This window comes from Citrobacter sp. CK198 (assembly GCF_030333295.1).
GTDB classification, from domain to species: Bacteria; Pseudomonadota; Gammaproteobacteria; order Enterobacterales; family Enterobacteriaceae; genus Citrobacter_B; species Citrobacter_B koseri.
In genome coordinates this window covers 31917-54856 of sequence record NZ_JAOWGE010000025.1, presented here as the reverse complement: position 1 = coordinate 54856, position 22940 = coordinate 31917, and the positions used below count along the sequence as shown (strand labels likewise).

Below are 22940 nucleotides of genomic sequence, written 5' to 3'. Positions count from 1 at the left end.
AATGATTCCATTTAACGCGCCGCCGGTGGTGGGAACCGAACTCGATTACATGCAGTCAGCGCTGGGAAGCGGCAAACTTTGCGGAGATGGCGGCTTTACGCGCCGTTGCCAGCAGTGGCTGGAGCAACGTTTTGGCAGCGCTAAAGTGTTGCTGACGCCATCCTGTACAGCGTCACTTGAAATGGCGGCATTGCTGCTGGACATCCAGCCGGGCGATGAAGTCATTATGCCAAGCTACACCTTCGTTTCTACCGCCAACGCCTTTGTGCTGCGCGGGGCGAAAATCATTTTCGTCGATATCCGTTCGGATACCATGAACATTGATGAAACGCTGATTGAAGCGGCGATTACCGACAAGACGCGCGTCATTGTCCCGGTGCATTACGCGGGCGTCGCCTGCGAAATGGACACCATTATGGCGATTGCGAAGCGTCATAATCTGTTTGTGGTGGAAGATGCCGCGCAGGGCGTGATGTCGACCTGGAAAGGCCGTGCGCTGGGGACGATTGGTCATATCGGTTGCTTCAGTTTTCACGAAACCAAAAACTACACGGCAGGTGGTGAAGGCGGCGCGACGCTGATTAACGACCGTTCCCTGATTGAACGGGCGGAAATCATCCGTGAAAAAGGCACCAATCGCAGCCAGTTCTTCCGGGGACAGGTGGATAAATACACCTGGCGGGATATCGGCTCCAGCTATCTGATGTCCGATCTCCAGGCGGCGTATCTGTGGGCGCAGCTGGAAGCGGCCGATCGCATCAATCAACAGCGTCTGGCGCTGTGGCAGACCTACTATGACGCACTGGCGCCGCTGGCGCGCGCGGGACGTATTGACCTGCCCTCTATCCCGGACGACTGTAGGCACAACGCGCATATGTTTTATATCAAGTTGCGGGATATTACCGATCGCAGCGCGCTGATCAACTTCCTGAAAGAAGCGGAAATCATGGCGGTGTTCCATTACATCCCGCTACATGATTGTCCGGCAGGCGACAAGTTTGGCGAGTTCCGTGGCGAAGATCGGTACACCACCAAAGAGAGCGAGCGCCTGCTGCGCTTGCCGCTGTTTTATAATCTGTCTCCCGTTAATCAGCGAACGGTGATTTCGACCTTGCTGAACTATTTCTCCTGATATGTCGCTTGCGAAAGCGTCCCTGTGGACGGCCGCCAGTACGCTGGTGAAAATTGGCGCAGGCTTACTGGTCGTAAAACTGCTGGCGGTGTCGTTTGGCCCTGCGGGCGTCGGCCAGGCGGGTAACTTCCGCCAGATGGTGACCGTGCTCGGCGTGCTGGCCGGGGCCGGGATATTTAACGGGGTGACGAAGTATGTCGCTCAGCATCATGATAACCCTGCCCGGTTGCGTAACGTGGTGGGCACTTCATCCGCAATGGTGCTGGGGTTCTCCACGCTACTGGCGCTGGTCTTCGTGCTGGCGGCGGCCCCCATTAGCCAGGGGCTGTTTGGGCACAGCCACTACCAGGGGCTGGTGCGTTTAGTGGCGCTGGTGCAGATGGGGATCGCCTGGGCGAACCTGCTGCTGGCGCTGATGAAAGGGTTTCGTGACGCTGCCGGGAATGCGCTGTCGCTGATTGTGGGGAGTCTGGTGGGGGTTGTGGCCTACTATGGCTGCTACCGTCTGGGCGGCTATGAAGGTGCGCTGCTGGGTCTGGCGCTGGTGCCTGCGCTGGTGGTGATCCCGGCGGCGATTATGCTGATTAAACGCGGCGCGATCCCGCTTGGCTACCTGAAACCGTCGTGGGATAAAGGGCTTGCCGGACAGCTCAGCAAATTTACGCTGATGGCGCTGATTACGTCCGTCACGCTACCGGTGGCTTATGTGATGATGCGAAACCTGCTGGCGGCGCATTACAGCTGGGATGATGTTGGTATCTGGCAGGGCGTAAGCAGTATTTCCGATGCCTATCTACAATTTATTACCGCCTCGTTTAGCGTGTACTTATTGCCAACGCTGTCGCGTCTGACCGAAAAGCAGGCGATTACGCGCGAAGTGGTGAAATCGCTGAAATTTGTTCTGCCTGCGGTGGCGGCGGCGAGTTTTACGGTCTGGCTGCTGCGTGATTTCGCCATCTGGCTGCTCTTTTCCGCCAAATTCACCGCCATGCGCGATCTGTTCGCCTGGCAACTGGTGGGCGATGTGCTGAAAGTGGGCGCGTACGTTTTTGGCTATCTGGTGATCGCAAAAGCGTCGCTGCGGTTTTATATTCTGGCTGAGATTAGCCAGTTCATTTTGTTGACGGCATTCGCCCACTGGCTGATCCCCGCGCATGGCGCGCTGGGGGCGGCACAGGCGTATATGGCCACCTATGTGGTCTATTTCTCTCTCTGTTGTGGCGTGTTTTTACTCTGGCGTAGGCGGGCATGACTGTACTGATTCACGTACTGGGATCGGATATCCCTCACCATAATCAAACCGTGCTGCGGTTTTTCAATGATGCGCTGGCCGCGACAAGCGAGCATGCGCGCGTGTTTATGGTTGCAGGTCAGGATGCGGGGCTCAGGGAAAGCTGCCCGGCTCTGTCGCTGAGTTTCTACGCCGGGAAAAAAACGCTGGCTGAGGCGGTCATCGCCAAAGCGAAAGCCAATCGCCAGCAACGTTTCTTCTTCCACGGTCAGTTCAATACCAGCCTGTGGCTGGCGCTGCTAAGTGGCGGAATCAAACCTGAGCAGTTTTACTGGCACATCTGGGGCGCGGATCTGTATGAAGTTTCCCGTGGGCTGAAATTCCGTCTGTTTTACCCCGTTCGCCGCATGGCGCAAAATCGAGTGGGCTGTGTGTTCGCTACTCGTGGCGATTTGAGCTATTTCGCCCGTCAGCACCCGCGCGTGCGTGGTGAACTGCTCTATTTCCCGACGCGAATGGACTCCTCGCTTAATAACATGGCAAACGATCGTCCGCGTGAAGGGAAAATAACGGTTCTGGTGGGTAACTCCGGCGATCGCAGTAACGAACATATTGCGGCGTTACGCGCGGTGTATCAGCAGTTCGGCGACACGGTAAATGTGATCGTGCCGATGGGCTATCCGGCCAATAACGATGCGTACATTGATGAAGTCCGTCAGGCGGGGCTGGCGCTGTTCAGTGCGGAAAATTTACACATCCTCAGCGAAAAACTGGAATTCGATGCTTATCTGGCGCTGCTTCGCCAGTGCGACCTCGGGTATTTCATCTTTGCCCGTCAGCAGGGAATCGGCACGTTGTGCCTGCTTATCCAGGCGGGTGTCCCGTGCGTGCTTAACCGTGAGAACCCGTTCTGGCAGGATATGGCGGAACAGCATCTGCCCGTGTTGTTCACGACGGACGCGCTTAATGAGGGCGTGGTTCGTGAGGCGCAGCGGCAGCTGGCGTCCGTGGATAAAAGCGGGATCACCTTCTTTAGCCCAAATTACCTTGAACCGTGGCATAACGCGTTACGCATTGCCGCAGGAGAAGCCGCATGAGCCTGATGCAATTTAGCGGGTTACTGGTCGTCTGGCTGCTCTCTACGCTGTTTATCGCCACGTTGACCTGGTTTGAGTTTCGCCGCGTGCGCTTTAACTTCAACGTATTCTTTTCATTGCTGTTTTTGCTGACCTTTTTCTTCGGCTTCCCGTTGACCAGCGTGCTGGTGTTCCGCTTTGACGTCGGCGTGGCGCCGCCGGAAATCCTGTTGCAGGCGTTATTGTCCGCCGCGTGTTTTTATGCCGTTTATTACGTGACCTATAAAACCCGCTTACGTAAACGCGTGACGGATGTGCCGCGCAAGCCGCTATTTACCATGAACCGGGTGGAGACTCACCTTACCTGGGTCATGCTGATGGGGATTGCACTGGTGAGCGTTGGCATCTTCTTTATGCACAATGGGTTCCTGCTGTTCCGGCTGCACTCTTACAGCCAGATCTTCTCCAGCGAAGTCTCCGGCGTGGCATTGAAACGCTTCTTCTACTTCTTTATTCCGGCGATGCTGGTGATCTACTTCCTGCGCCAGGACAGTAAAGCGTGGCTGTTTTTCCTGGTGAGTACCGTTGCGTTTGGCCTGCTGACCTACATGATTGTTGGCGGCACGCGCGCTAACATCATCATCGCGTTTGCCATCTTCCTGTTTATCGGCATTATTCGTGGCTGGATCTCGCTGTGGATGCTGGCGGCGGCGGGTGTGATGGGAATTGTCGGGATGTTCTGGCTGGCGCTGAAGCGCTATGGGCTGAACGTGAGCGGCGATGAGGCGTTTTACACTTTCCTGTATCTGACCCGCGATACCTTCTCGCCGTGGGAGAACCTGGCGCTGCTGTTGCAAAACTACGACAACATCGATTTCCAGGGACTGGCGCCGATCGTCCGTGATTTTTATGTCTTTATTCCTTCGTGGCTGTGGCCTGGGCGTCCGGGCATTGTGCTGAATTCAGCCAACTACTTTACCTGGGAAGTGCTGAACAACCACTCTGGCCTCGCCATTTCCCCCACGCTGATTGGTTCGCTGGTGGTGATGGGCGGCGCGCTGTTTATCCCTCTGGGGGCGGTCGCGGTTGGGCTGATTATTAAATGGTTTGACTGGCTGTATGAGCTTGGCAACCGTGAGACGAATCGCTATAAGGCGGCGATTTTGCACAGTTTCTGCTTTGGCGCCATCTTCAATATGATTGTTCTGGCGCGAGAAGGGCTGGATTCTTTTGTCTCGCGAGTGGTCTTTTTCCTCGTGATTTTTGGTGCCTGCCTGCTGGTGGCAAAACTTTTGTTCTGGCTTTTCGATTGTGCCGGGTTGGTCCATCAACGGGCGAAACCGCAGCCGCAGACTCAGGTTGAAGGATAATAATGACGGATAACACGACAGCGCCGCTCTATTCACTTCGTGGATTGCAGCTGATTGGCTGGCGCGATATGCAACATGCGCTGAATTACCTGTTTGCCGATGGGCAAATGAAGCAGGGTACGCTGGTGGCGATCAATGCTGAGAAAATGCTGACCGCAGAAGATGACCCGGAAGTCAGGGCGTTGATTGATGCCGCCGAGTTTAAATATGCGGATGGCATTAGCGTTGTGCGTTCAGTGCGTAAGAAATTCCCCCAGGCGCAGGTTTCACGGGTGGCCGGGGCCGATCTCTGGGAAGAACTGATGGCGCGCGCCGGTAAAGAAGGGACGCCTGTTTTTCTGGTCGGCGGTAAGCCGGAGGTGCTGGCGCAGACGGAAGCAAAACTGCGTGCGCAGTGGAACGTCAATATTGTCGGTAGCCAGGACGGTTATTTTAAACCTGAGCAGCGCCAGGCGCTGTTTGAGCGCATCCATGCCAGCGGGGCGAAGATTGTGACCGTGGCAATGGGATCGCCGAAACAAGAAATCCTGATGCGCGACTGTCGGGTGATTCATCCTCAGGCCTTATATATGGGGGTGGGCGGCACCTACGATGTCTTTACCGGTCATGTGAAACGCGCGCCCAAAATGTGGCAGACGCTGGGGCTGGAGTGGCTGTATCGCCTGCTGTCTCAGCCGAGCCGTATCACCCGCCAGCTGCGTCTGTTGCGCTATCTCCGCTGGCATTACACCGGCAATCTCTGAACGCTGCTTTTCTTACGGGCAGCGCATTCTGCTTAATGCGTTGCCCGCCTCCCACATTTTTGTTCCTTTTTTACACAAAACATGCATTTTTTTAATGCTTCATTTGCCATTTTGCCAAATTTAAGAAACCATTCGCATCGCTTGATGTACCCATAACAATAACCGGCAACAACGCCGGAACGAGTGCAAACACGACAAGAGGATTTATGGCAGAGAAAAAACCGGAGCTACAGCGTGGGCTGGAAGCTCGTCATATCGAATTGATCGCCCTTGGGGGCACGATTGGCGTTGGGCTGTTTATGGGCGCCGCCAGTACGCTGAAATGGGCGGGGCCCTCCGTGCTGCTGGCGTATATCGTCGCCGGGCTGTTCGTCTTTTTCATCATGCGCTCAATGGGCGAAATGCTGTTCCTGGAGCCGGTTACTGGCTCATTCGCCGTTTATGCACACCGTTACATGAGCCCCTTCTTTGGCTATCTCACCGCGTGGTCATACTGGTTTATGTGGATGGCGGTGGGGATATCGGAAATAACCGCTATCGGGGTATACGTGCAGTTCTGGTTCCCGGATATGGCGCAATGGATACCCGCCCTGATCGCCGTTGGGCTGGTGGCGCTGGCTAATCTGGCCGCCGTCCGTCTGTACGGCGAAATCGAGTTCTGGTTTGCGATGATCAAAGTCACCACCATCATTGTGATGATTGTGGTCGGACTGGGGGTGATTTTCTTTGGCTTTGGCAATGGCGGCCAGGCGATCGGTTTTGGCAACCTGACGGAACACGGCGGCTTCTTTGCCGGTGGCTGGAAAGGGTTCCTGACGGCGTTGTGTATTGTGGTCGCCTCCTATCAGGGCGTGGAGCTGATCGGCATTACCGCGGGTGAAGCGAAGAATCCGCAGGTTACGCTGCGCAGCGCGGTAGGCAAGGTACTGTGGCGTATCCTGATTTTCTATGTAGGGGCGATTTTCGTTATCGTGACAATCTTCCCGTGGAACGAAATCGGCAGTAACGGCAGCCCGTTTGTACTCACTTTTGCCAAAATCGGGATTACCGCTGCGGCGGGCATTATTAACTTCGTGGTGCTGACCGCCGCGCTTTCCGGCTGTAACAGCGGCATGTATAGCTGCGGACGTATGCTGTATGCTCTGGCGAAAAACCGCCAGCTTCCGGCGGCGATGGCGAAAGTCTCCCGTCATGGCGTACCGGTCGCCGGGGTGGCGCTGTCGATCGCGATTCTGCTGATTGGCTCATGCCTGAACTACATTATTCCGAACCCGCAGCGGGTGTTTGTGTATGTCTACAGCGCCAGCGTATTGCCGGGTATGGTGCCGTGGTTCGTGATCCTGATTAGCCAGTTGCGTTTCCGTCGTGCTCATAAAGACGCGATGATCAGCCATCCTTTCCGTTCTATTATGTTCCCGTGGGCGAATTATTTGACGATGGCGTTCCTGGTTTGCGTTTTAATTGGTATGTACTTGAATGAAGATACTCGTATGTCGCTGTTTGTCGGCATCATCTTCCTGCTTGCCGTCACGCTCGTCTACAAGGTTTTCGGCCTGAATCGCGCCGGAACTGCCCACAAGGTGGGGGAATAAGCAGCAAAACGCGCAAAGCGTAACCAAACGCGCATTTTATTTAAAAAGGCACTAGACAGAGGGGTGGGAAGTCCGTATTATCCACCCCCGCAACGGCGCTAAGCGCCCGTAGCTCAGCTGGATAGAGCGCTGCCCTCCGGAGGCAGAGGTCTCAGGTTCGAATCCTGTCGGGCGCACCATTTACCCGGTGCTGGAGCTGCGGTGGTTTTAATACCGCGTAAAAGATTTCAGTGGTGGCTATAGCTCAGTTGGTAGAGCCCTGGATTGTGATTCCAGTTGTCGTGGGTTCGAATCCCATTAGCCACCCCATTATTAAAAGTTGTGAAATGCGAAGGTGGCGGAATTGGTAGACGCGCTAGCTTCAGGTGTTAGTGTCCTTACGGACGTGGGGGTTCAAGTCCCCCCCCTCGCACCACGACTTAAAGAGTTGAACTAAAAATTCAAAAAAAGCAGTACATCGGCGAGTAGCGCAGCTTGGTAGCGCAACTGGTTTGGGACCAGTGGGTCGGAGGTTCGAATCCTCTCTCGCCGACCAATTTTGAACCCCGCTTCGGCGGGGTTTTTTGTTTTCACCTCTTCTTCCTCTTCTTTCCCGATCCCCTGTATCGCTGTCGCAATGTTGAGACATTCCAGGCTTCTGTTGTCGCTATCTGGTGACGTCTAACATTATGATTTATAAATAATTATTGGTATTGCGTGTTATTTGTCTCCGTTCAGAGACAAAGAGGGGATTTTTATGGCGAAGAAGGCTGGCAGAAACCGCCGCAGAGCCGCGAATGGCCTGATACGTTAAAAAGTCTGAATCCTTATTTTTGGCGGTGCAATCCTGGCATGCAATGTGCAATAATATCCCTGTAGATGCTCATTCCATCTCTTATGTTCGCCTTAGTGCCTCATAAACTCAGGAATGATGCAGAGCCGTTTACGGTGCTTATCGTCCACAGACAGATGTCGCTTACGCCTCATCAAACACCATGGACATAACGTTGAGTGAAGCACCCATTTATGTTGTCATACAGACCTGTTTTGACGCCTGCTCATTTGAGCAGGCGTTTTTTTATGGGGAAGCGGAAGAGAACTGCCGGATGGCGGTTTCGCTTTATCCGGCCTACGGTGACCTGGCAGGCCCGGTAAGCGTAGCGTCACCGGGCAATGGGAAATTACTGCGGAGGATTGTTCTGCAAGGTCAGCATAAGACCGTCGCGGCGCATGGTGGCCGCTTCTTCCGGCTGATGCAACCGGTCCAGCGCATCGGCGAGCCAGGCGTAGTCGTAGGCGTCAGGGCGTTTCTTGAGCGCGGCGCGGAAAGCGAACGTAGCCTCCTGCCATTCGCCATGCTTCATCAACGACTGACCCAGCGTGCTCCACAGTAGCGGGCGATCGCCAACGGTTTTAATCTGCTGGCGCAGCACTTTTTCCAGCTGCTCCGGGTTGTTGGTTTTCAGGCGCGGGATCGGCAGAACCAGGCGGTCGTCATACTGGCGCTTCAGGCCGTCGATGATGATCTGCTGCGCCATATCGTGATCGTCACACTCAATCAGATGTTCTGCCATTGCCACTTGCAGCGGAACCTGGTGGAGAGTTTTACGGCTCTGGTTCTTCCACCATTCGCGTAATCCTTCGCTGCCCTGATCGGCTCGCGCCTGATCCATCAGCCCAATCCAGGCCTGCTGTTCCAGCATGGCGCGATGTTCTTCATCGCCGACGTTGGCCTTCGCCATTGATGGGATGATGTCCAGCAGCGAACTCCATGCTCCGGTGCGGATGTAAGCCTGTTCCGCCAGGCGCAGCACTTCTGGATGACGCGGGGTAACTTCCAGCAGTTTATCCACGCCGTGACGCGCCGCATGATTCTCGTTGCGCGCCAGTTGCAGACGTACGCGGGCGATCTCCACCGGAATCGTGTCATTGCCCGCCAGTTCGGCGGCACGTTCCAGATGCTGATTAGCGCGCGCTTCGTCACCACGCTGCTGCGCGGCTTCGGCGGCCAGCAGATAGTTCACCACCGGCTGTTCAGCGTGATCGGCATTCTTCGCCATCAGCTTCTCAACCTGCTGGTAATCGCCTTCCGCCAGCTTAAGCAGCGCCTGTTCGGTCTGCTTACGTGCGCGGCGGCGTTTACGCCCGACAAACCAGCCGCGAGTGTGCGCGCCGGTGCGGAAAACGCGTCGCAGCAGCCACTCAATGACGAACAGAATGACCATCATAACGATCAGGATGATCACCAGCCCCGTTACGCTGGTCTCAATGTTGTAATTATCGGTCTGGATCAGAACATAGCCCTGATGACCGGCGATCATTGGGCCTATGACGATACCGGCGATCAACAACACAAAGAGCAATAATACTTTCAGCATCATTATTCTCCTTGCGGCGCGGCTGCCGGTGCTTCTGCCTGCGGAGCAGGGGCCTGAGCCGCTTCGGTCGTGGCCGCCGCCGGCTGCGCCAGCAGGTTACGCACGCGAGTCTGCATCAGTTTCTCAAGAATCGGCTGGCTCTGTAACGTCTCCGGCACGTCCATCGTGATGCTCTGTTGACTCAGTTTATCCACGTCATCAAGAAACGCTTTGGTCGTTGCGTCGTCGGTGTCGTAGTACGCGCGTACCCAGGTGGAGACATTATCCAGCGCCTGACGGTAAGTCTCTTCCTGATGACGCGGCACGGCTTGCGCCGCCACTAACAGGCGGGAGCGGATGTTTTCACGTAAGTAAACGTCCTGGTTCGGTGCCAGCAGCGGGACGGCGGTGTCATCACGACGGCGAATAGTAATAAAGCTGTCCATAAAGTTCTGCCAGCTTTTTTGCAGGTTAACGCGCCATTCGCTGATCGAGCTGGACAGCTCGCTGCTGTCGGAGTCCATTGGCGAATCGTCGGTGTCATTATCGGCCAGACGCAGGTTATCAATCTGGTTAGAGAGCTGGTTCACTTTGAGGATAATGCCGTCGTAGTCCACCTGCGCCACCGCCGACAGGCTGGCAATATCATCGGTAATGGCGCGGCGCGCGGCGATCAGACTGGGGTCGTTCATGTCCGCCAGGCTGGCATCCGCGCTTTTGAGCAGCGCCGCAGCGGTGGTGACATCCTGATCGCTCCACAATTTACGTCCGGCGAGTTTGACCAGAAAATCAGATTGCGCCAGCAGCCAGGTTTTGGCATCGCTGCCGGAGATCGTCGCGACTTTCTGTTGCACTTCATCCAGCTGTTTCGCCAGCGCGGCCTGTTGGCGATTTGCATCATCCAGTTGCGTCGCCTGCTGTTTGATAATGCTTTCCAGCTCCGCTTTTTGGCTTTCCTGGGCTTTTTGCAGCGCCGTAAGTTGGTTAACCAGCGCATCGCTGGTGGCCGTTTGTTTAACGGCCTGCTGCTTTCCCCAGCCATACAGACCAACGCCCGCCGCCAGGGCAATGGCGATTGCCACCGCACTCAATACCAGCGCGGCGCCGTTCTTACTCTTCTTTTCTGCATTGACTGGCTGCGGCGTGGTTTCCACGGCCTCCCTGGTCTCTTCAACCACGGCGGAGGATTTTTCTTGTTCCGTCATTATGGCATCCCATTATGAGAGTTATTGTAATGCGCGCAGTAGCGCATCGTTGTCGGCGTTATCAGCGACCTTAATATCTTGCCAGCCCAGTTCCCGGGCGAGGTGCGCCAGACGCTCACTGACGACCAGCAGCCGACAGCGTAGTAACCAGTGCTCACGATACCACTGCGGGATCAGCGACCAGAGCTGTTGCAGCATTTCGCCGCTGGTGACAACAATCGTCGTCACGCCGCGAGAGTGCCAGCGCATCGCCTCTTCCGCGCCATCGTAATGTTTTGCACTGCGTTGATAACATTCACAAAAGGTGACTTCAGCGCCACGTTCTGTGAGGGTTTTGCCTAACAGTTCACGCCCGCCGTTGCCCCGTAAAATAAGCGCTCGTTTTCCCGCAATATTTTGTAATTCAGGTAATTGTAGCAAGACTTCGCTGATTTCCCGATCCAGAGGATAGCGAATATCGCATCCGTTAACGGTATGCAGCGCCAGCGCCGTTGTGCGCCCGATGGCGAAGTAGCGTGGTTGCACAGGCCAGTCCAGCTCCTGCTGTTGCAGTTGGGCGTGGGCAAAGGCGACGGCGTGTTGCGAGAGGGCGAACACCAGATCGTTGTCCGTGAGCGCCGCCAGGCGATCGGCAAGCGTTGCCAGTTCCCGGCCCGGCGTAAACTCAATAAGCGGAAAACTCCAGGCCACCTGCCCCAGTGTGCGCAGACGGCTCACTAACTCTTCCCCGGAGGGAGACGGGCGGGTGACCAGAATACTCATGCGGGCGCTTCTCCGTTATAAACCTCGGTCAGAATCGCGCGGGCGCCGTTTGCCAGCAGCTCTTCCGCCAGGGAAATGCCCATTTGCGCGGCGTCCTGCGGCAATCCGCGACGTTCTCCGCGAATCATCTGCGAACCGTCAGGCGCGCCAACCAGCGCACGTAGCCAGACTTCACCATCAATGATTTCAGCATAGCTGCCAATCGGCACCTGACAGCCCCCTTCCAGGCGGGTGTTCATGGCGCGTTCGGCTTTTACACGTAGCGCGGTTTCTTCATGGTTCAGCGGCGCTAACAGCGCCTGAGTACGTGCGTCATCCAGTCGGCATTCAATGCCCACTGCGCCTTGCCCTACGGCAGGGAGAGAGATTTCGGGAGGCAGCGCGGTGCGAATACGCGACGTCAGACCTAACCGTTTTAACCCGGCAACCGCCAGGATAATTGCGTCATAATCACCGTTATCGAGCTTGCTCAGGCGTGTGCCGACGTTGCCGCGCAGCGAGCGGATGACGAGATCCGGGCGACGCTCGGCCAACTGGCACTGGCGACGCAAACTTGATGTGCCGACGATGCTGCCTGCGGGCAGTTCATCCAGATTGTTGTATTGGTTCGAGACGAAAGCATCGCGTGGATCTTCGCGTTCGCAAATCGTGACCAGGCCAAGCCCTTGCGGGAATTCTACCGGCACATCTTTCATCGAATGCACGGCGATATCGGCGCGCTTTTCCAGCAGCGCGACTTCCAGCTCTTTTACAAACAAGCCCTTACCGCCCACTTTTGCCAGAGGGGTGTCCAGAATCACGTCGCCGCGCGTCACCATCGGCACCAGTTCCACGACCAGTCCCGGATGCTGTGCTATCAACGCGTCTTTGACATAATGTGCCTGCCAGAGCGCAAGGGGGCTTTGGCGTGTGGCAATTCTTAAAACATTGTCTAACATGCTTGTTACCGTCATTATCGTCCGTGGACCATCCTAACATCCTTACAAGTGGGATGTCAGTGTTACGGTCAAAGGTGAGTAAGAGGATCAGGCGCGGCGTCGCGACTGGCAGTGAATAATGACGAGAAACCGCCTGACCGTATTAAGGAATTTACACGTAGCTAACGGTGCTACACTTGTATGTAGTGCATCTTTCTTTACGGTCAATGAGCAAGGTGTTAAATTGATCACGTTTTAGACCATTTTTTCGTCTTTACCCCTTAATGGGGAGAAGGATGAAAAAGGTAACGGTTATTTTTGACATACGGTTTATCCCGAATGGTTTGGTTGTCCGCACTCGCGATGGCAATCAGACGCATGACGGGTAGCAACATCAGGCGATACGTCTTGTACCTCTATATTGAGACTTTGAAACAGAGACTGGATGCCATCAATCAATTGCGTGTGGATCGCGCGCTTGCTGCCATGGGCCCTGCCTTCCAGCAGGTATACAGTCTGCTGCCGACATTATTGCACTACCATAATCCGCTGATGCCGGGTTACCTCGACGGTAACGTTCCCAAGGGCATATGCTTTTACACGCCTGATGAAACCCAACGCCACTACCTGAATGAACTTGAACTGTACCGGGGTATGTCCACGCAGGACCCGCCGAAAGGCGAGCTGCCGATCACCGGCGTGTACTCAATGGGCAGTACATCTTCAGTAGGGCAAAGCTGTTCTTCTGACCTGGATATCTGGGTCTGCCACCAGTCCTGGCTTGATAGCGAAGAGCGCCAGTTGCTGCAACGTAAATGCAGCCTGCTGGAAAGCTGGGCCGCTTCGCTGGGCGTGGAAGTCAGCTTCTTCCTGATCGACGAAAACCGTTTCCGCCATAATGAAAGCGGCAGTCTGGGGGGGGAAGACTGCGGCTCGACGCAGCACATCCTGCTGCTCGACGAATTTTATCGCACCGCTGTGCGTCTGGCTGGTAAGCGTATTCTGTGGAATATGGTGCCGTGCGACGAAGAAGAGCATTACGACGACTACGTCATGACGCTTTACGCGCAGGGTGTCCTCACGCCAAACGAATGGCTGGACCTGGGCGGATTAAGCTCACTCTCCGCCGAAGAGTACTTTGGCGCCAGCCTCTGGCAGTTGTACAAGAGTATTGATTCCCCGTACAAAGCGGTGCTGAAAACGCTGCTGCTGGAAGCCTACTCCTGGGAATATCCCAATCCGCGCCTGTTGGCGAAAGACATTAAACAGCGCCTGCATGACGGCGAGATCGTTTCGTTTGGTCTCGACCCGTATTGCATGATGCTGGAACGCGTGACCGAATACCTTACGGCTATCGAAGATCCGACGCGTCTTGATTTAGTCCGTCGATGTTTCTACTTAAAAGTGTGTGAGAAACTGAGCCGCGAACGCGCCTGCGTTGGCTGGCGTCGTGAAGTGTTAAGTCAGTTAGTGAACGAATGGGGATGGGACGACGCCCGTCTGACAATGCTCGATAACCGGGCGAACTGGAAGATCGATCAGGTACGCGAAGCGCATAACGAACTGCTCGACGCCATGATGCAGAGCTATCGTAATCTGATCCGTTTTGCCCGCCGTAACAATCTCAGCGTTAGCGCCAGCCCGCAGGATATTGGCGTGCTGACGCGTAAACTGTATGCCGCATTTGAAGCCCTGCCGGGCAAAGTGACGCTGGTGAACCCGCAGATTTCACCGGATCTCTCCGAACCGAACCTGACCTTTATCCATGTGCCGCCGGGCCGGGCCAACCGTTCTGGCTGGTATCTCTACAACCGTGCGCCGAACATGGATTCGATCATCAGCCATCAGCCGCTGGAATATAACCGCTACCTGAACAAACTGGTGGCGTGGGCCTGGTTTAACGGTTTGCTGACGTCGCGTACCCACCTTTTTATTAAGGGCAACGGCATTGTGGACCTGCCTAAGTTGCAGGAGATGGTGGCCGATGTGTCGCACCATTTCCCGCTGCGTTTGCCTGCGCCAACGCCGAAAGCGCTCTACAGTCCGTGTGAAATTCGCCATCTGGCGATCATCGTTAACCTTGAATATGACCCGACGGCGGCGTTCCGCAATCAGGTGGTGCATTTCGATTTCCGTAAGCTGGATGTCTTCAGCTTTGGCGAAGAGCAAAACTGCCTGGTCGGCAGTGTCGACCTGTTGTATCGCAACTCGTGGAACGAAGTGCGTACCCTGCACTTCAACGGCGAACAGGCGATGATTGAAGCGCTGAAAACGATTCTCGGCAAAATGCACCAGGATGCCGCGCCGCCGGACAGCGTGGAAGTGTTCTGCTATAGCCAGCATCTGCGCGGCCTGATCCGCACCCGCGTACAGCAACTGGTCTCCGAGTGCATTGAACTGCGCCTCTCCAGCACCCGTCAGGAAACCGGACGTTTTAAAGCGCTGCGCGTTTCGGGCCAAACCTGGGGGCTGTTCTTCGAGCGCCTGAATGTTTCGGTGCAGAAACTGGAAAACGCCATTGAGTTTTACGGCGCGATTTCGCACAACAAACTTCACGGACTTTCCGTTCAGGTTGAGACCAACCATGTGAAATTACCGTCGGTGGTGGATGGGTTCGCCAGCGAAGGGATCATCCAGTTCTTCTTTGAAGAAACCGGCGATGAGAAAGGCTTTAATATTTATATTCTGGACGAGAGTAACCGGGCGGAAGTGTATCACCACTGCGAAGGCAGCAAAGAAGAGCTGGTACGCGACGTGAGCCGCTTTTATTCGTCGTCGCACGATCGCTTCACCTACGGCTCCAGCTTCATCAACTTCAACCTGCCGCAGTTCTACCAGATTGTGAATACCGACGGTCGCGAGCAGGTCATTCCGTTCCGTACCCAGCCCATCAGCGCCGTGCCACCGGCAAACCAGGACAACGACGCGCCGCTGTTACAGCAGTATTTCTCGTGAACATGATGCCGGATGGCGGTGTTACAAATGACGCGAGATACGTAGGCCGGATAAGCGCAGCGCCATCCGGCAATAAAACTTAGCGGAAGCTCACCGCTTCTCCAGCCTGTTGTGTCGCGGCCTGCTCCAGCAGATCCCAGAAGGTTTCGCCGCTGCGATCGCAAATCCATTCGTCGCCTTTCAGGTCAAAATGGTAGCCGCCCTGTTTGGTCGCCAGCCATACCTGGTGCAGTGGCTCCTGACGGTTGATGATGATTTTGCTGCCATTTTCAAAGGTAATGGTTAGCACGCCGCCGTTGATTTCGCAGTCGATATCGCTGTCGCCGTCCCAGTCGTCCAGACGTTCTTCAATGGTCATCCACAGGGTGTCTGCGAGGCGATGAAATTCACTGTCGTTCATTGTTGTTTCCCGTTTTTTACGTGATGGCGGCAGTATAACCTGGAAGAATTCATGATGCAGTTTTCAGCCAACTCTTGCTTTTACGTCTTCTCCTGCGATGATAGAAAACAGAAAGCATGAACTTACAGGCAATCCATAATGAAAAATGTGTTTCAGGCACTCGCTGTACTTCTCACTCTGTTCAGCCTGACCGGCTGCGGTCTGAAAGGCCCGCTCTATTTTCCACCTGCTGACAAAAACGCGCCGCCGCCGACGCATGAGGTTGATTCGCAAATCCAATCGACGACGCCCGATCAAAACGATCGCGCTACGGGAGACGGCCCTTCTCAGGTGAACTATTGACGGTACGTTTCTGTCCCCGCGTAAATGGAGTGAATGATGCAATTCTCTAAAATGCATGGCCTTGGCAACGATTTTATGGTCGTCGACGCGGTAACGCAGAATGTCTTTTTCTCGCCGGAGTTGATCCGCCGCCTGTCAGACAGGCATCTGGGCGTGGGGTTCGACCAGCTTCTGGTTGTCGAGCCTCCTTACGATCCTGAACTGGATTTTCATTACCGCATCTTCAACGCCGATGGCAGCGAAGTGTCGCAGTGCGGTAACGGCGCCCGCTGCTTTGCGCGGTTTGTGCGTCTGAAAGGGCTGACCAATAAGCGCGATATCCGCGTCAGCACGGCCAATGGCCGGATGGTGCTGAGCGTCACTGATGATGAGCTGGTGCGGGTGAACATGGGTGAGCCAAACTTTGAACCCGCGCAGGTTCCTTTTCGCGCCAACAAAGCGGAAAAGACCTATATTATGCGAGCGGCCGAGCAGACAATATTGTGCGGCGTGGTTTCAATGGGGAACCCGCACTGCGTGATTCAGGTCGATAATATCGACACGGCGGCAGTCGAAACGCTGGGACCGGTTCTGGAAAGCCATGAACGTTTTCCAGAACGAGCGAATATTGGGTTTATGCAGGTTGTGAAGCGCGAGCATATCCGATTACGCGTTTATGAACGTGGGGCAGGAGAAACTCAGGCCTGCGGCAGCGGCGCATGCGCCGCCGTTGCGGTGGGCATTCAGCAGGGTTTGCTGGCAGAAGAAGTACGCGTGGAATTACCTGGCGGTCGCCTTGATATCGCCTGGAAAGGCCCGGGTCATCCGTTGTATATGACTGGCCCGGCGGCACATGTCTACGACGGATTTATTCATCTATGAAGCAACCAGGGGAAGAACTACAGGAAACACAGATGGAACTGGACGACCGGGCGGTCGTCGATTATCTACTGCGTAACCCTGAGTTTTTTATCCGTAATGCGCGCGCCGTTGAGGCGATGCGCGTTCCTCATCCCGTGCGGGGGACGGTGTCGCTTGTTGAGTGGCACATGGCCCGCGCCCGGAATCATATCCATGTTCTTGAAGAGAACATGACGCTGCTAATGGAACAGGCGAATGCCAACGAAAGCCTGTTCTACCGTCTGCTGCATTTGCAGGGACGGCTGGTTTCCGCCAGTAGCCTGGATGAAATGCTGATGCGTTTTCATCGCTGGGCGCGGGAGCTGGGGCTGGCGGGCGCGACCATCCGGCTGTTTCCCGATCGCTGGCGACTCGGCGCGCCGTCGAATCATACCCATCTGGCGTTAAGCCGTCAGGCCTTTGAACCGCTGCGTATCCAGCGTCTGGGGCAGGCGCAACACTATCTTGGCCCATTGAATGGCCCGGAACTGCTGGTGGTGCTGCCTGAAGCCAAAGCGATTGGCTCGGTGGCGATGTCGATGCTGGGGCGCGATGGCGATCTGGGGGTCATACTCTTCAGTAGCCGCGATGTGCATCATTACCAGCAGGGGCAGGGGACACAGTTACTGCAAGAAATCGCCTTGATGTTGCCGGAACTGCTGGAGCGCTGGATTGAACGTGTATGACCGAATTATCGCTTTCTCAGGACGTTGCGCGCTTCTTGCGTTACCTGGGCGTAGAACGGCAACTTAGCCCCATCACGCTACTGAACTATCAGCGTCAGCTTGATGCCATTATCGCTTTAGCCGGAGAAACCGGTCTGCAAAGCTGGCAACAATGTGACGCTGCGATGGTGCGCGCTTTCGCGGTACGCAGCCGCCGTAAAGGGTTAGGGCCCGCCAGCCTGGCGTTGCGCCTCTCTGCTTTACGCAGTTTCTTTGACTGGCGGGTGAGCCAGGGCGAACTCAACGCCAACCCGGCGAAAGGCGTCTCTGCGCCGAAAGCGCCTCGCCACCTGCCGAAAAATATCGACGTGGATGATATTAACCGACTGCTGGATATCGACCTTAACGATCCGCTTGCCGTGCGCGATCGGGCGATGCTGGAGGTGATGTACGGCGCGGGGTTGCGTTTGTCTGAACTGGTGGGGTTAGACATCAAACACCTCGATCTCGATACGGGCGAAGTGTGGGTGATGGGGAAGGGCAGCAAAGAACGGCGTCTGCCCATTGGCCGCAATGCGGTGGCGTGGATTGAGCATTGGCTGGATCTGCGCGGCCTGTTCGGCAGCGATGACGATGCGCTGTTTCTCTCGAAGCTCGGGAAACGGATCTCCGCGCGCAATGTACAAAAACGGTTTGCGGAGTGGGGCATTAAGCAAGGGCTGAACAGCCATGTCCATCCGCATAAACTGCGTCACTCGTTCGCGACCCATATGCTGGAGTCGAGCGGCGACCTGCGCGGCGTGCAGGAGCTGTTAGGCCATGCCAATTTGTCTACCACGCAAATCTATACTCATCTTGATTTTCAACACCTGGCCTCGGTGTACGATGCGGCGCATCCACGCGCCAAACGGGGGAAATAATGCGTTTTTACCGGCCTTTGGGACACATCTCAGCACTCACGTTCGATCTGGATGACACCCTTTATGATAACCGTCCGGTTATCCTGCGCACCGAGCAGGAAGCGCTCACCTTTGTGCAAAACTACCATCCTGCGCTGCGTACATTGCAGAATGCCGACCTGTATCGCCTGCGTCAGGCGGTACGCGAAGCAGAGCCGGAAATTTATCATGATGTGACGCGATGGCGTCATCGCGCCGTGGAGCGCGCCATGCTGGAAGCAGGCCTGTCGGCGGAAGAGGCAATGGCGGGGGCGAACGCCGCGATGATCAATTTCGCAAAGTGGCGCAGCCGTATCGATGTTCCACAAGTGACGCATGACACGCTGAAGCGGCTTGCAAAAAAATGGCCGCTGGTGGCCATTACTAACGGCAATGCGCAGCCGGAACTGTTTGGGCTGGGCGATTACTTCGAATTTGTGCTGCGCGCAGGCCCGGACGGGCGTTCTAAACCGTTCAGCGACATGTACTCTCTGGCGGCGGAGAAGCTCAACATGCCGATCGGCGAGATCCTCCACGTCGGCGACGATCTGACGACCGATGTCGCCGGGGCGATCCGCTGTGGAATGCAGGCCTGCTGGATCAAACCAGAAAATGCCGACCTGATGCAGACCACTGACAGCCGTTTACTGCCGCATATCGAAATTTCACGGTTGGCATCTTTGACCTCGCTGATATAATCACCAGCAGTATTGTATATATACCCAGCTTTTTGGCGGATGGCGCTGCGCTTATCCGCCCAACACACTTTTACGCGGCGGTGCCAATGGACGTTTCTTACCTGCTCGAAAGCCTTAATGATAAACAGCGCGAAGCGGTGGCTGCGCCACGTAGCAACATGCTGGTGCTGGCGGGAGCGGGGAGCGGCAAAACCCGCGTGCTGGTGCACCGTATCGCCTGGCTGCTGAGCGTAGAGAATAATTCACCCTATTCCATTATGGCCGTTACCTTCACCAATAAGGCGGCGGCGGAAATGCGCCACCGTATCGGTCAGTTAATGGGAACCACGCAGGGCGGGATGTGGGTCGGCACCTTCCACGGTCTGGCGCACCGTCTGCTGCGCGCGCACCATATGGACGCCAACCTGCCGCAGGATTTCCAGATCCTCGACAGCGAAGATCAACTGCGCCTGCTCAAGCGCCTTATTAAAGCGATGAACCTTGACGAGAAGCAGTGGCCGCCGCGTCAGGCAATGTGGTACATCAACAGCCAGAAAGACGAAGGTCTGCGTCCGCACCATATTCAGAGCTACGGCAACCCGGTGGAGCAGACCTGGCAGAAGGTTTACCAGGCCTATCAGGAAGCGTGCGATCGCGCAGGGCTGGTGGACTTTGCCGAACTGCTGCTGCGCGCGCATGAACTGTGGCTCAACAAGCCGCATATCCTTCAGCACTACCGCGAACGTTTTACCAATATCCTGGTGGACGAATTCCAGGATACCAACAACATCCAGTACGCGTGGATCCGTCTGCTGGCAGGCGATACCGGCAAAGTGATGATCGTCGGCGATGATGACCAGTCTATTTACGGCTGGCGTGGAGCGCAGGTAGAGAACATCCAGCGTTTCCTCAAGGATTTCCCGGGCGCGGAAACCATTCGTCTGGAACAGAATTACCGCTCGACCAGCAACATCCTCAGTGCGGCGAATACCCTGATTGAAAACAACAATGGCCGTCTGGGGAAAAAGCTGTGGACCGATGGCATTGATGGTGAGCCGATTTCACTGTATTGCGCGTTTAATGAGCTGGATGAGGCGCGTTTTATCGTTAACCGCATCAAAACCTGGCAGGACAACGGCGGGGCGCTGGAACAGTGCGCCATTCTCTATCGCAGCAACGCCCAGTCGCGCGTGCTGGAAGAGGCGCTGTTGCAGGCCAGTATGCCGTACCGTATTTATGGCGGTATGCGCTTCTTCGAACGTCAGGAAATTAAAGATGCGCTCTCCTATCTGCGCCTGATCGCCAATCGTAATGATGATGCGGCGTTTGAGCGCGTGGTGAATACCCCGACGCGCGGTATTGGCGATCGCACGCTGGACGTTGTGCGCCAGACCTCGCGCGACCGTCAGTTAACCTTGTGGCAGGCGTGCCGCGAGCTGTTGCAGGAGAAAGCGCTGGCTGGCCGCGCCGCAAGCGCCCTGCAACGCTTTATCGAGCTAATTGACGCGCTGGCGCAGGAGACGGCAGATATGCCGCTGCATGTTCAGACCGATCGGGTGATTAAAGACTCGGGTCTGCGCATGATGTACGAGCAGGAAAAAGGCGAGAAAGGCCAGACGCGTATTGAGAACTTAGAAGAACTGGTGACGGCGACGCGCCAGTTCAGCTACAACGAAGAAGATGAAGACCTGATGCCGTTGCAGGCGTTTCTCTCTCACGCCGCGCTGGAAGCGGGCGAAGGGCAGGCGGATACGTGGCAGGATGCGGTTCAACTGATGACCTTGCACTCGGCGAAAGGGCTGGAGTTTCCGCAGGTGTTCATCGTCGGCATGGAAGAGGGGATGTTCCCCAGCCAGATGTCGCTGGATGAAGGCGGGCGCCTTGAAGAAGAGCGTCGCCTGGCCTACGTCGGCGTAACCCGCGCGATGCAGAAGCTGACGTTGACCTATGCGGAAACCCGCCGTCTGTATGGCAAAGAGGTCTACCACCGCCCGTCGCGCTTTATCGGCGAATTGCCGGAAGACTGCGTGGAAGAAGTGCGGCTGCGCGCCACGGTCAGCCGTCCGGTGAATCACCAGCGGATGGGAACCCCGATGGCGGAAAACGACACCGGGTACAAGCTGGGACAGCGCGTGCGTCACCCGAAATTCGGTGAGGGCACGATCGTCAACCTGGAAGGCAGCGGTGAACACAGCCGGTTACAGGTCGCATTCCAGGGGCAGGGGATCAAATGGCTGGTAGCGGCCTACGCCAGACTGGAAACGGTTTAATCGGTTTGGCTTTGCCGGATGGCGACGCTGGCGCGTCTTATCCGGCCTACAGACCGGGTAACATTTTGATTTGTAGGCCGGATAAGGCGAAGCCGCCATCCGGCTATCTGTCGGTTAATATTCTGAATATCATAGATAAATAACTCCCCTCTGCTAACATTTTTGCATAAGGGGAAATTATTACTTTTTCGCGTTTCGTTGCGTGTTGACGTCAAATTTTTGCTGGCGTAACATGCGCGCACGATTACGCTAAGAGGACATTCGCCTTGGACACACCCAGTAGATGCTGGCTCATTATCCTGTCATTCAGGATCAACTCCTAAGGCTATCCCTTTTTGCTGATAGCCTTAGCGGTTGTCAGCGACCTTCTCTTTTTCCCGTCGCGCTGAGTCAGGCTGTTTAATGGTCTGAAACCCAATTTGTTTCTGTGTGCCCACCCGAACTGTCCGATATTTTTAAGCATTGGGAGTCCCGGTCATGCTGAGCGCATTTCAACTGGAAAATAATCGACTGACCCGGCTGGAAGTCGAAGAGTCACAAACCCTGATTGATGCCGTATGGGTCGACCTGGTCGAACCGGACGACGACGAGCGACTGCGCGTACAATCTGAACTGGGCCAAAGCCTGGCGACACGTCCTGAACTGGAAGACATCGAAGCATCCGCGCGTTTCTTTGAAGACGAAGACGGGCTGCACATCCACTCCTTTTTCTTTTTCGAAGATGCGGAAGACCACGCCGGTAACTCCACGGTGGCATTCACCATTCGCGATGGCCGCCTGTTTACGCTGCGTGAACGTGAACTGCCCGCTTTCCGCTTGTACCGTATGCGCGCCCGTAACCAGGCGATGGTGGACGGCAATGCCTATGAATTACTGCTCGACCTGTTTGAAACCAAAATCGAACAGCTGGCGGATGAAATTGAAAACATCTACAGCGATCTGGAAGAACTGAGCCGCGTGATCATGGAAGGGCATCAGGGCGATGAATATGACGAAGCGCTCTCCACGCTGGCAGAGCTGGAAGATATCGGCTGGAAAGTTCGCTTATGTCTGATGGATACCCAGCGCGCGCTTAACTTCCTGGTACGCAAGGCGCGTCTTCCGGGGGGGCAACTGGAGCAGGCGCGTGAGATCCTGCGCGATATCGAGTCCCTGCTGCCGCACAACGAATCCCTGTTCCAGAAGGTGAACTTCCTGATGCAGGCGGCGATGGGCTTCATCAACATCGAGCAGAACCGCATTATCAAGATCTTCTCGGTGGTATCTGTAGTGTTCCTGCCGCCGACGCTGGTGGCGTCCAGCTATGGGATGAACTTTGAGTTTATGCCGGAGCTGAAGTGGAGCTTTGGTTACCCTGGCGCGATTATCTTTATGATCCTTGCGGGTCTGGCGCCGTATTTGTACTTCAAGCGTAAGAACTGGCTGTAATATTGCGCCCGGTGGCGCGTCG

Annotated in this window: 20 protein-coding genes and 4 tRNA genes; 19 read left to right on the top strand and 5 right to left on the bottom strand. The window is 55.7% G+C overall.

Features of this window, described 5'->3' with window-relative positions:
• The first annotated feature begins 1 nt into the window (after position 1).
• The 10 genes from rffA (at position 2) to OGY62_RS04585 (ending at position 7679) form a co-directional block, all read left to right on the top strand.
• Positions 2-1132, top strand: coding sequence for a dTDP-4-amino-4,6-dideoxygalactose transaminase (gene rffA / locus OGY62_RS04630; protein ID WP_286459196.1), 1131 nt, complete (start codon positions 2-4; stop codon positions 1130-1132).
• Position 1133: 1 nt separating this feature from the next.
• Positions 1134-2384, top strand: coding sequence for a lipid III flippase WzxE (gene wzxE / locus OGY62_RS04625; RefSeq protein WP_219936373.1), 1251 nt, complete (start codon positions 1134-1136; stop codon positions 2382-2384).
• On the top strand, positions 2381-3460 hold the full coding sequence (locus OGY62_RS04620) for a TDP-N-acetylfucosamine:lipid II N-acetylfucosaminyltransferase (protein ID WP_286459193.1): 1080 nt from the start codon (positions 2381-2383) through the stop codon (positions 3458-3460). The genes wzxE and OGY62_RS04620 overlap by 4 nt, the downstream gene beginning before the upstream one ends.
• Positions 3457-4809, top strand: a complete 1353-nt coding sequence (gene wzyE, locus OGY62_RS04615; RefSeq protein WP_200093339.1) for an ECA oligosaccharide polymerase — start codon at positions 3457-3459, stop codon at positions 4807-4809. Before OGY62_RS04620 ends, wzyE begins: the two co-directional genes overlap by 4 nt.
• Before the next feature lie 2 nt (positions 4810-4811).
• Complete coding sequence (wecG, locus tag OGY62_RS04610) at positions 4812-5552, top strand: lipopolysaccharide N-acetylmannosaminouronosyltransferase (protein ID WP_012131145.1); 741 nt, start codon at positions 4812-4814, stop codon at positions 5550-5552.
• A gap of 206 nt (positions 5553-5758) precedes the next feature.
• Positions 5759-7144 carry a bifunctional threonine/serine APC transporter ThrP gene (gene thrP, locus OGY62_RS04605; RefSeq protein WP_012131146.1) on the top strand — a complete coding sequence of 462 codons (1386 nt, stop codon included), beginning with the start codon at positions 5759-5761 and terminating at the stop codon, positions 7142-7144.
• A gap of 102 nt (positions 7145-7246) precedes the next feature.
• A tRNA-Arg gene (locus tag OGY62_RS04600) sits at positions 7247-7323 on the top strand.
• 54 nt (positions 7324-7377) lie between these two features.
• A tRNA-His gene (locus OGY62_RS04595) sits at positions 7378-7453 on the top strand.
• A gap of 19 nt (positions 7454-7472) precedes the next feature.
• Positions 7473-7559, top strand: a tRNA-Leu gene (locus tag OGY62_RS04590).
• Positions 7560-7602: 43 nt separating this feature from the next.
• Positions 7603-7679, top strand: a tRNA-Pro gene (locus tag OGY62_RS04585).
• 625 nt (positions 7680-8304) lie between these two features.
• Here OGY62_RS04585 and hemY read toward each other — a convergent pair.
• The 4 genes from hemY to hemC are packed head-to-tail and all read right to left on the bottom strand — an operon-like array spanning position 8305 to position 12385.
• Positions 8305-9501, bottom strand: coding sequence for a protoheme IX biogenesis protein HemY (hemY, locus tag OGY62_RS04580; RefSeq protein ID WP_286459204.1), 1197 nt, complete (start codon positions 9499-9501; stop codon positions 8305-8307).
• Positions 9502-9503: 2 nt separating this feature from the next.
• A complete protein-coding gene (gene hemX / locus OGY62_RS04575) occupies positions 9504-10685 on the bottom strand; it encodes a uroporphyrinogen-III C-methyltransferase (RefSeq protein WP_115626151.1) in 1182 nt (393 codons plus the stop codon).
• 21 nt (positions 10686-10706) lie between these two features.
• Complete coding sequence (hemD, locus tag OGY62_RS04570) at positions 10707-11447, bottom strand: uroporphyrinogen-III synthase (RefSeq protein ID WP_115626152.1); 741 nt, start codon at positions 11445-11447, stop codon at positions 10707-10709.
• Positions 11444-12385 carry a hydroxymethylbilane synthase gene (hemC, locus tag OGY62_RS04565; protein WP_024130099.1) on the bottom strand — a complete coding sequence of 314 codons (942 nt, stop codon included), beginning with the start codon at positions 12383-12385 and terminating at the stop codon, positions 11444-11446. Before hemC ends, hemD begins: the two co-directional genes overlap by 4 nt.
• Before the next feature lie 387 nt (positions 12386-12772).
• On the opposite strand from hemC, the gene cyaA reads away from it, so the two are divergent.
• A complete protein-coding gene (gene cyaA, locus OGY62_RS04560) occupies positions 12773-15319 on the top strand; it encodes a class I adenylate cyclase (RefSeq protein WP_071258135.1) in 2547 nt (848 codons plus the stop codon).
• 79 nt (positions 15320-15398) lie between these two features.
• Here cyaA and cyaY read toward each other — a convergent pair whose 3' ends face one another.
• Entirely contained in the window at positions 15399-15719 is a 321-nt protein-coding gene (cyaY, locus tag OGY62_RS04555; protein WP_047459992.1) for an iron donor protein CyaY, read from the bottom strand.
• Between the two features lie 138 nt (positions 15720-15857).
• Between cyaY and lptM the strand changes: the two genes are divergently transcribed.
• The 8 genes from lptM (at position 15858) to corA (ending at position 22918) form a co-directional block, all read left to right on the top strand.
• Positions 15858-16061, top strand: coding sequence for an LPS translocon maturation chaperone LptM (gene lptM, locus OGY62_RS04550; protein ID WP_012131153.1), 204 nt, complete (start codon positions 15858-15860; stop codon positions 16059-16061).
• Between the two features lie 36 nt (positions 16062-16097).
• A complete protein-coding gene (gene dapF / locus OGY62_RS04545) occupies positions 16098-16922 on the top strand; it encodes a diaminopimelate epimerase (RefSeq protein WP_024130100.1) in 825 nt (274 codons plus the stop codon).
• Positions 16919-17626, top strand: coding sequence for a DUF484 domain-containing protein (locus OGY62_RS04540; RefSeq protein ID WP_012131155.1), 708 nt, complete (start codon positions 16919-16921; stop codon positions 17624-17626). Before dapF ends, OGY62_RS04540 begins: the two co-directional genes overlap by 4 nt.
• Complete coding sequence (xerC, locus tag OGY62_RS04535; RefSeq protein ID WP_286459189.1) at positions 17623-18525, top strand: tyrosine recombinase XerC; 903 nt, start codon at positions 17623-17625, stop codon at positions 18523-18525. The genes OGY62_RS04540 and xerC overlap by 4 nt, the downstream gene beginning before the upstream one ends.
• On the top strand, positions 18525-19241 hold the full coding sequence (gene yigB / locus OGY62_RS04530; protein ID WP_012131157.1) for a 5-amino-6-(5-phospho-D-ribitylamino)uracil phosphatase YigB: 717 nt from the start codon (positions 18525-18527) through the stop codon (positions 19239-19241). Before xerC ends, yigB begins: the two co-directional genes overlap by 1 nt.
• 86 nt (positions 19242-19327) lie before the next feature.
• Positions 19328-21490 (top strand): DNA helicase II, encoded by a 2163-nt coding sequence (gene uvrD / locus OGY62_RS04525; RefSeq protein WP_286459187.1) that lies wholly within the window; start codon positions 19328-19330, stop codon positions 21488-21490.
• A gap of 266 nt (positions 21491-21756) precedes the next feature.
• The gene (gene ysgD, locus OGY62_RS04520) at positions 21757-21813 is read left to right on the top strand and encodes a YsgD/CorL family protein (RefSeq protein ID WP_213164972.1); all 57 of its coding nucleotides are present in this window, start codon (positions 21757-21759) and stop codon (positions 21811-21813) included.
• A 154-nt stretch (positions 21814-21967) separates the two neighbouring features.
• Positions 21968-22918, top strand: a complete 951-nt coding sequence (gene corA, locus OGY62_RS04515) for a magnesium/cobalt transporter CorA (protein ID WP_012131160.1) — start codon at positions 21968-21970, stop codon at positions 22916-22918.
• Positions 22919-22940: the final 22 nt, after the last annotated feature.

What these genes read in the sequence shown, in the direction of transcription:
- corA (WP_012131160.1), top strand. Translation starts at nt 21,968, where the DNA reads ATGCTGAGCGCATTTCAACTGGAAAATAATCGACTGACCCGGCTGGAA.
- yigB (WP_012131157.1), top strand. Translation starts at nt 18,525, where the DNA reads ATGCGTTTTTACCGGCCTTTGGGACACATCTCAGCACTCACGTTCGAT.
- wzyE (WP_200093339.1), top strand. Translation starts at nt 3,457, where the DNA reads ATGAGCCTGATGCAATTTAGCGGGTTACTGGTCGTCTGGCTGCTCTCT.
- uvrD (WP_286459187.1), top strand. Translation starts at nt 19,328, where the DNA reads ATGGACGTTTCTTACCTGCTCGAAAGCCTTAATGATAAACAGCGCGAA.
- xerC (WP_286459189.1), top strand. Translation starts at nt 17,623, where the DNA reads ATGACCGAATTATCGCTTTCTCAGGACGTTGCGCGCTTCTTGCGTTAC.
- dapF (WP_024130100.1), top strand. Translation starts at nt 16,098, where the DNA reads ATGCAATTCTCTAAAATGCATGGCCTTGGCAACGATTTTATGGTCGTC.
- OGY62_RS04620 (WP_286459193.1), top strand. Translation starts at nt 2,381, where the DNA reads ATGACTGTACTGATTCACGTACTGGGATCGGATATCCCTCACCATAAT.
- wzxE (WP_219936373.1), top strand. Translation starts at nt 1,134, where the DNA reads ATGTCGCTTGCGAAAGCGTCCCTGTGGACGGCCGCCAGTACGCTGGTG.
- rffA (WP_286459196.1), top strand. Translation starts at nt 2, where the DNA reads ATGATTCCATTTAACGCGCCGCCGGTGGTGGGAACCGAACTCGATTAC.
- OGY62_RS04540 (WP_012131155.1), top strand. Translation starts at nt 16,919, where the DNA reads ATGAAGCAACCAGGGGAAGAACTACAGGAAACACAGATGGAACTGGAC.
- cyaY (WP_047459992.1), bottom strand. Translation starts at nt 15,719, where the DNA reads ATGAACGACAGTGAATTTCATCGCCTCGCAGACACCCTGTGGATGACC.
- wecG (WP_012131145.1), top strand. Translation starts at nt 4,812, where the DNA reads ATGACGGATAACACGACAGCGCCGCTCTATTCACTTCGTGGATTGCAG.
- lptM (WP_012131153.1), top strand. Translation starts at nt 15,858, where the DNA reads ATGAAAAATGTGTTTCAGGCACTCGCTGTACTTCTCACTCTGTTCAGC.
- hemD (WP_115626152.1), bottom strand. Translation starts at nt 11,447, where the DNA reads ATGAGTATTCTGGTCACCCGCCCGTCTCCCTCCGGGGAAGAGTTAGTG.
- thrP (WP_012131146.1), top strand. Translation starts at nt 5,759, where the DNA reads ATGGCAGAGAAAAAACCGGAGCTACAGCGTGGGCTGGAAGCTCGTCAT.
- hemX (WP_115626151.1), bottom strand. Translation starts at nt 10,685, where the DNA reads ATGACGGAACAAGAAAAATCCTCCGCCGTGGTTGAAGAGACCAGGGAG.
- hemY (WP_286459204.1), bottom strand. Translation starts at nt 9,501, where the DNA reads ATGCTGAAAGTATTATTGCTCTTTGTGTTGTTGATCGCCGGTATCGTC.
- hemC (WP_024130099.1), bottom strand. Translation starts at nt 12,385, where the DNA reads ATGTTAGACAATGTTTTAAGAATTGCCACACGCCAAAGCCCCCTTGCG.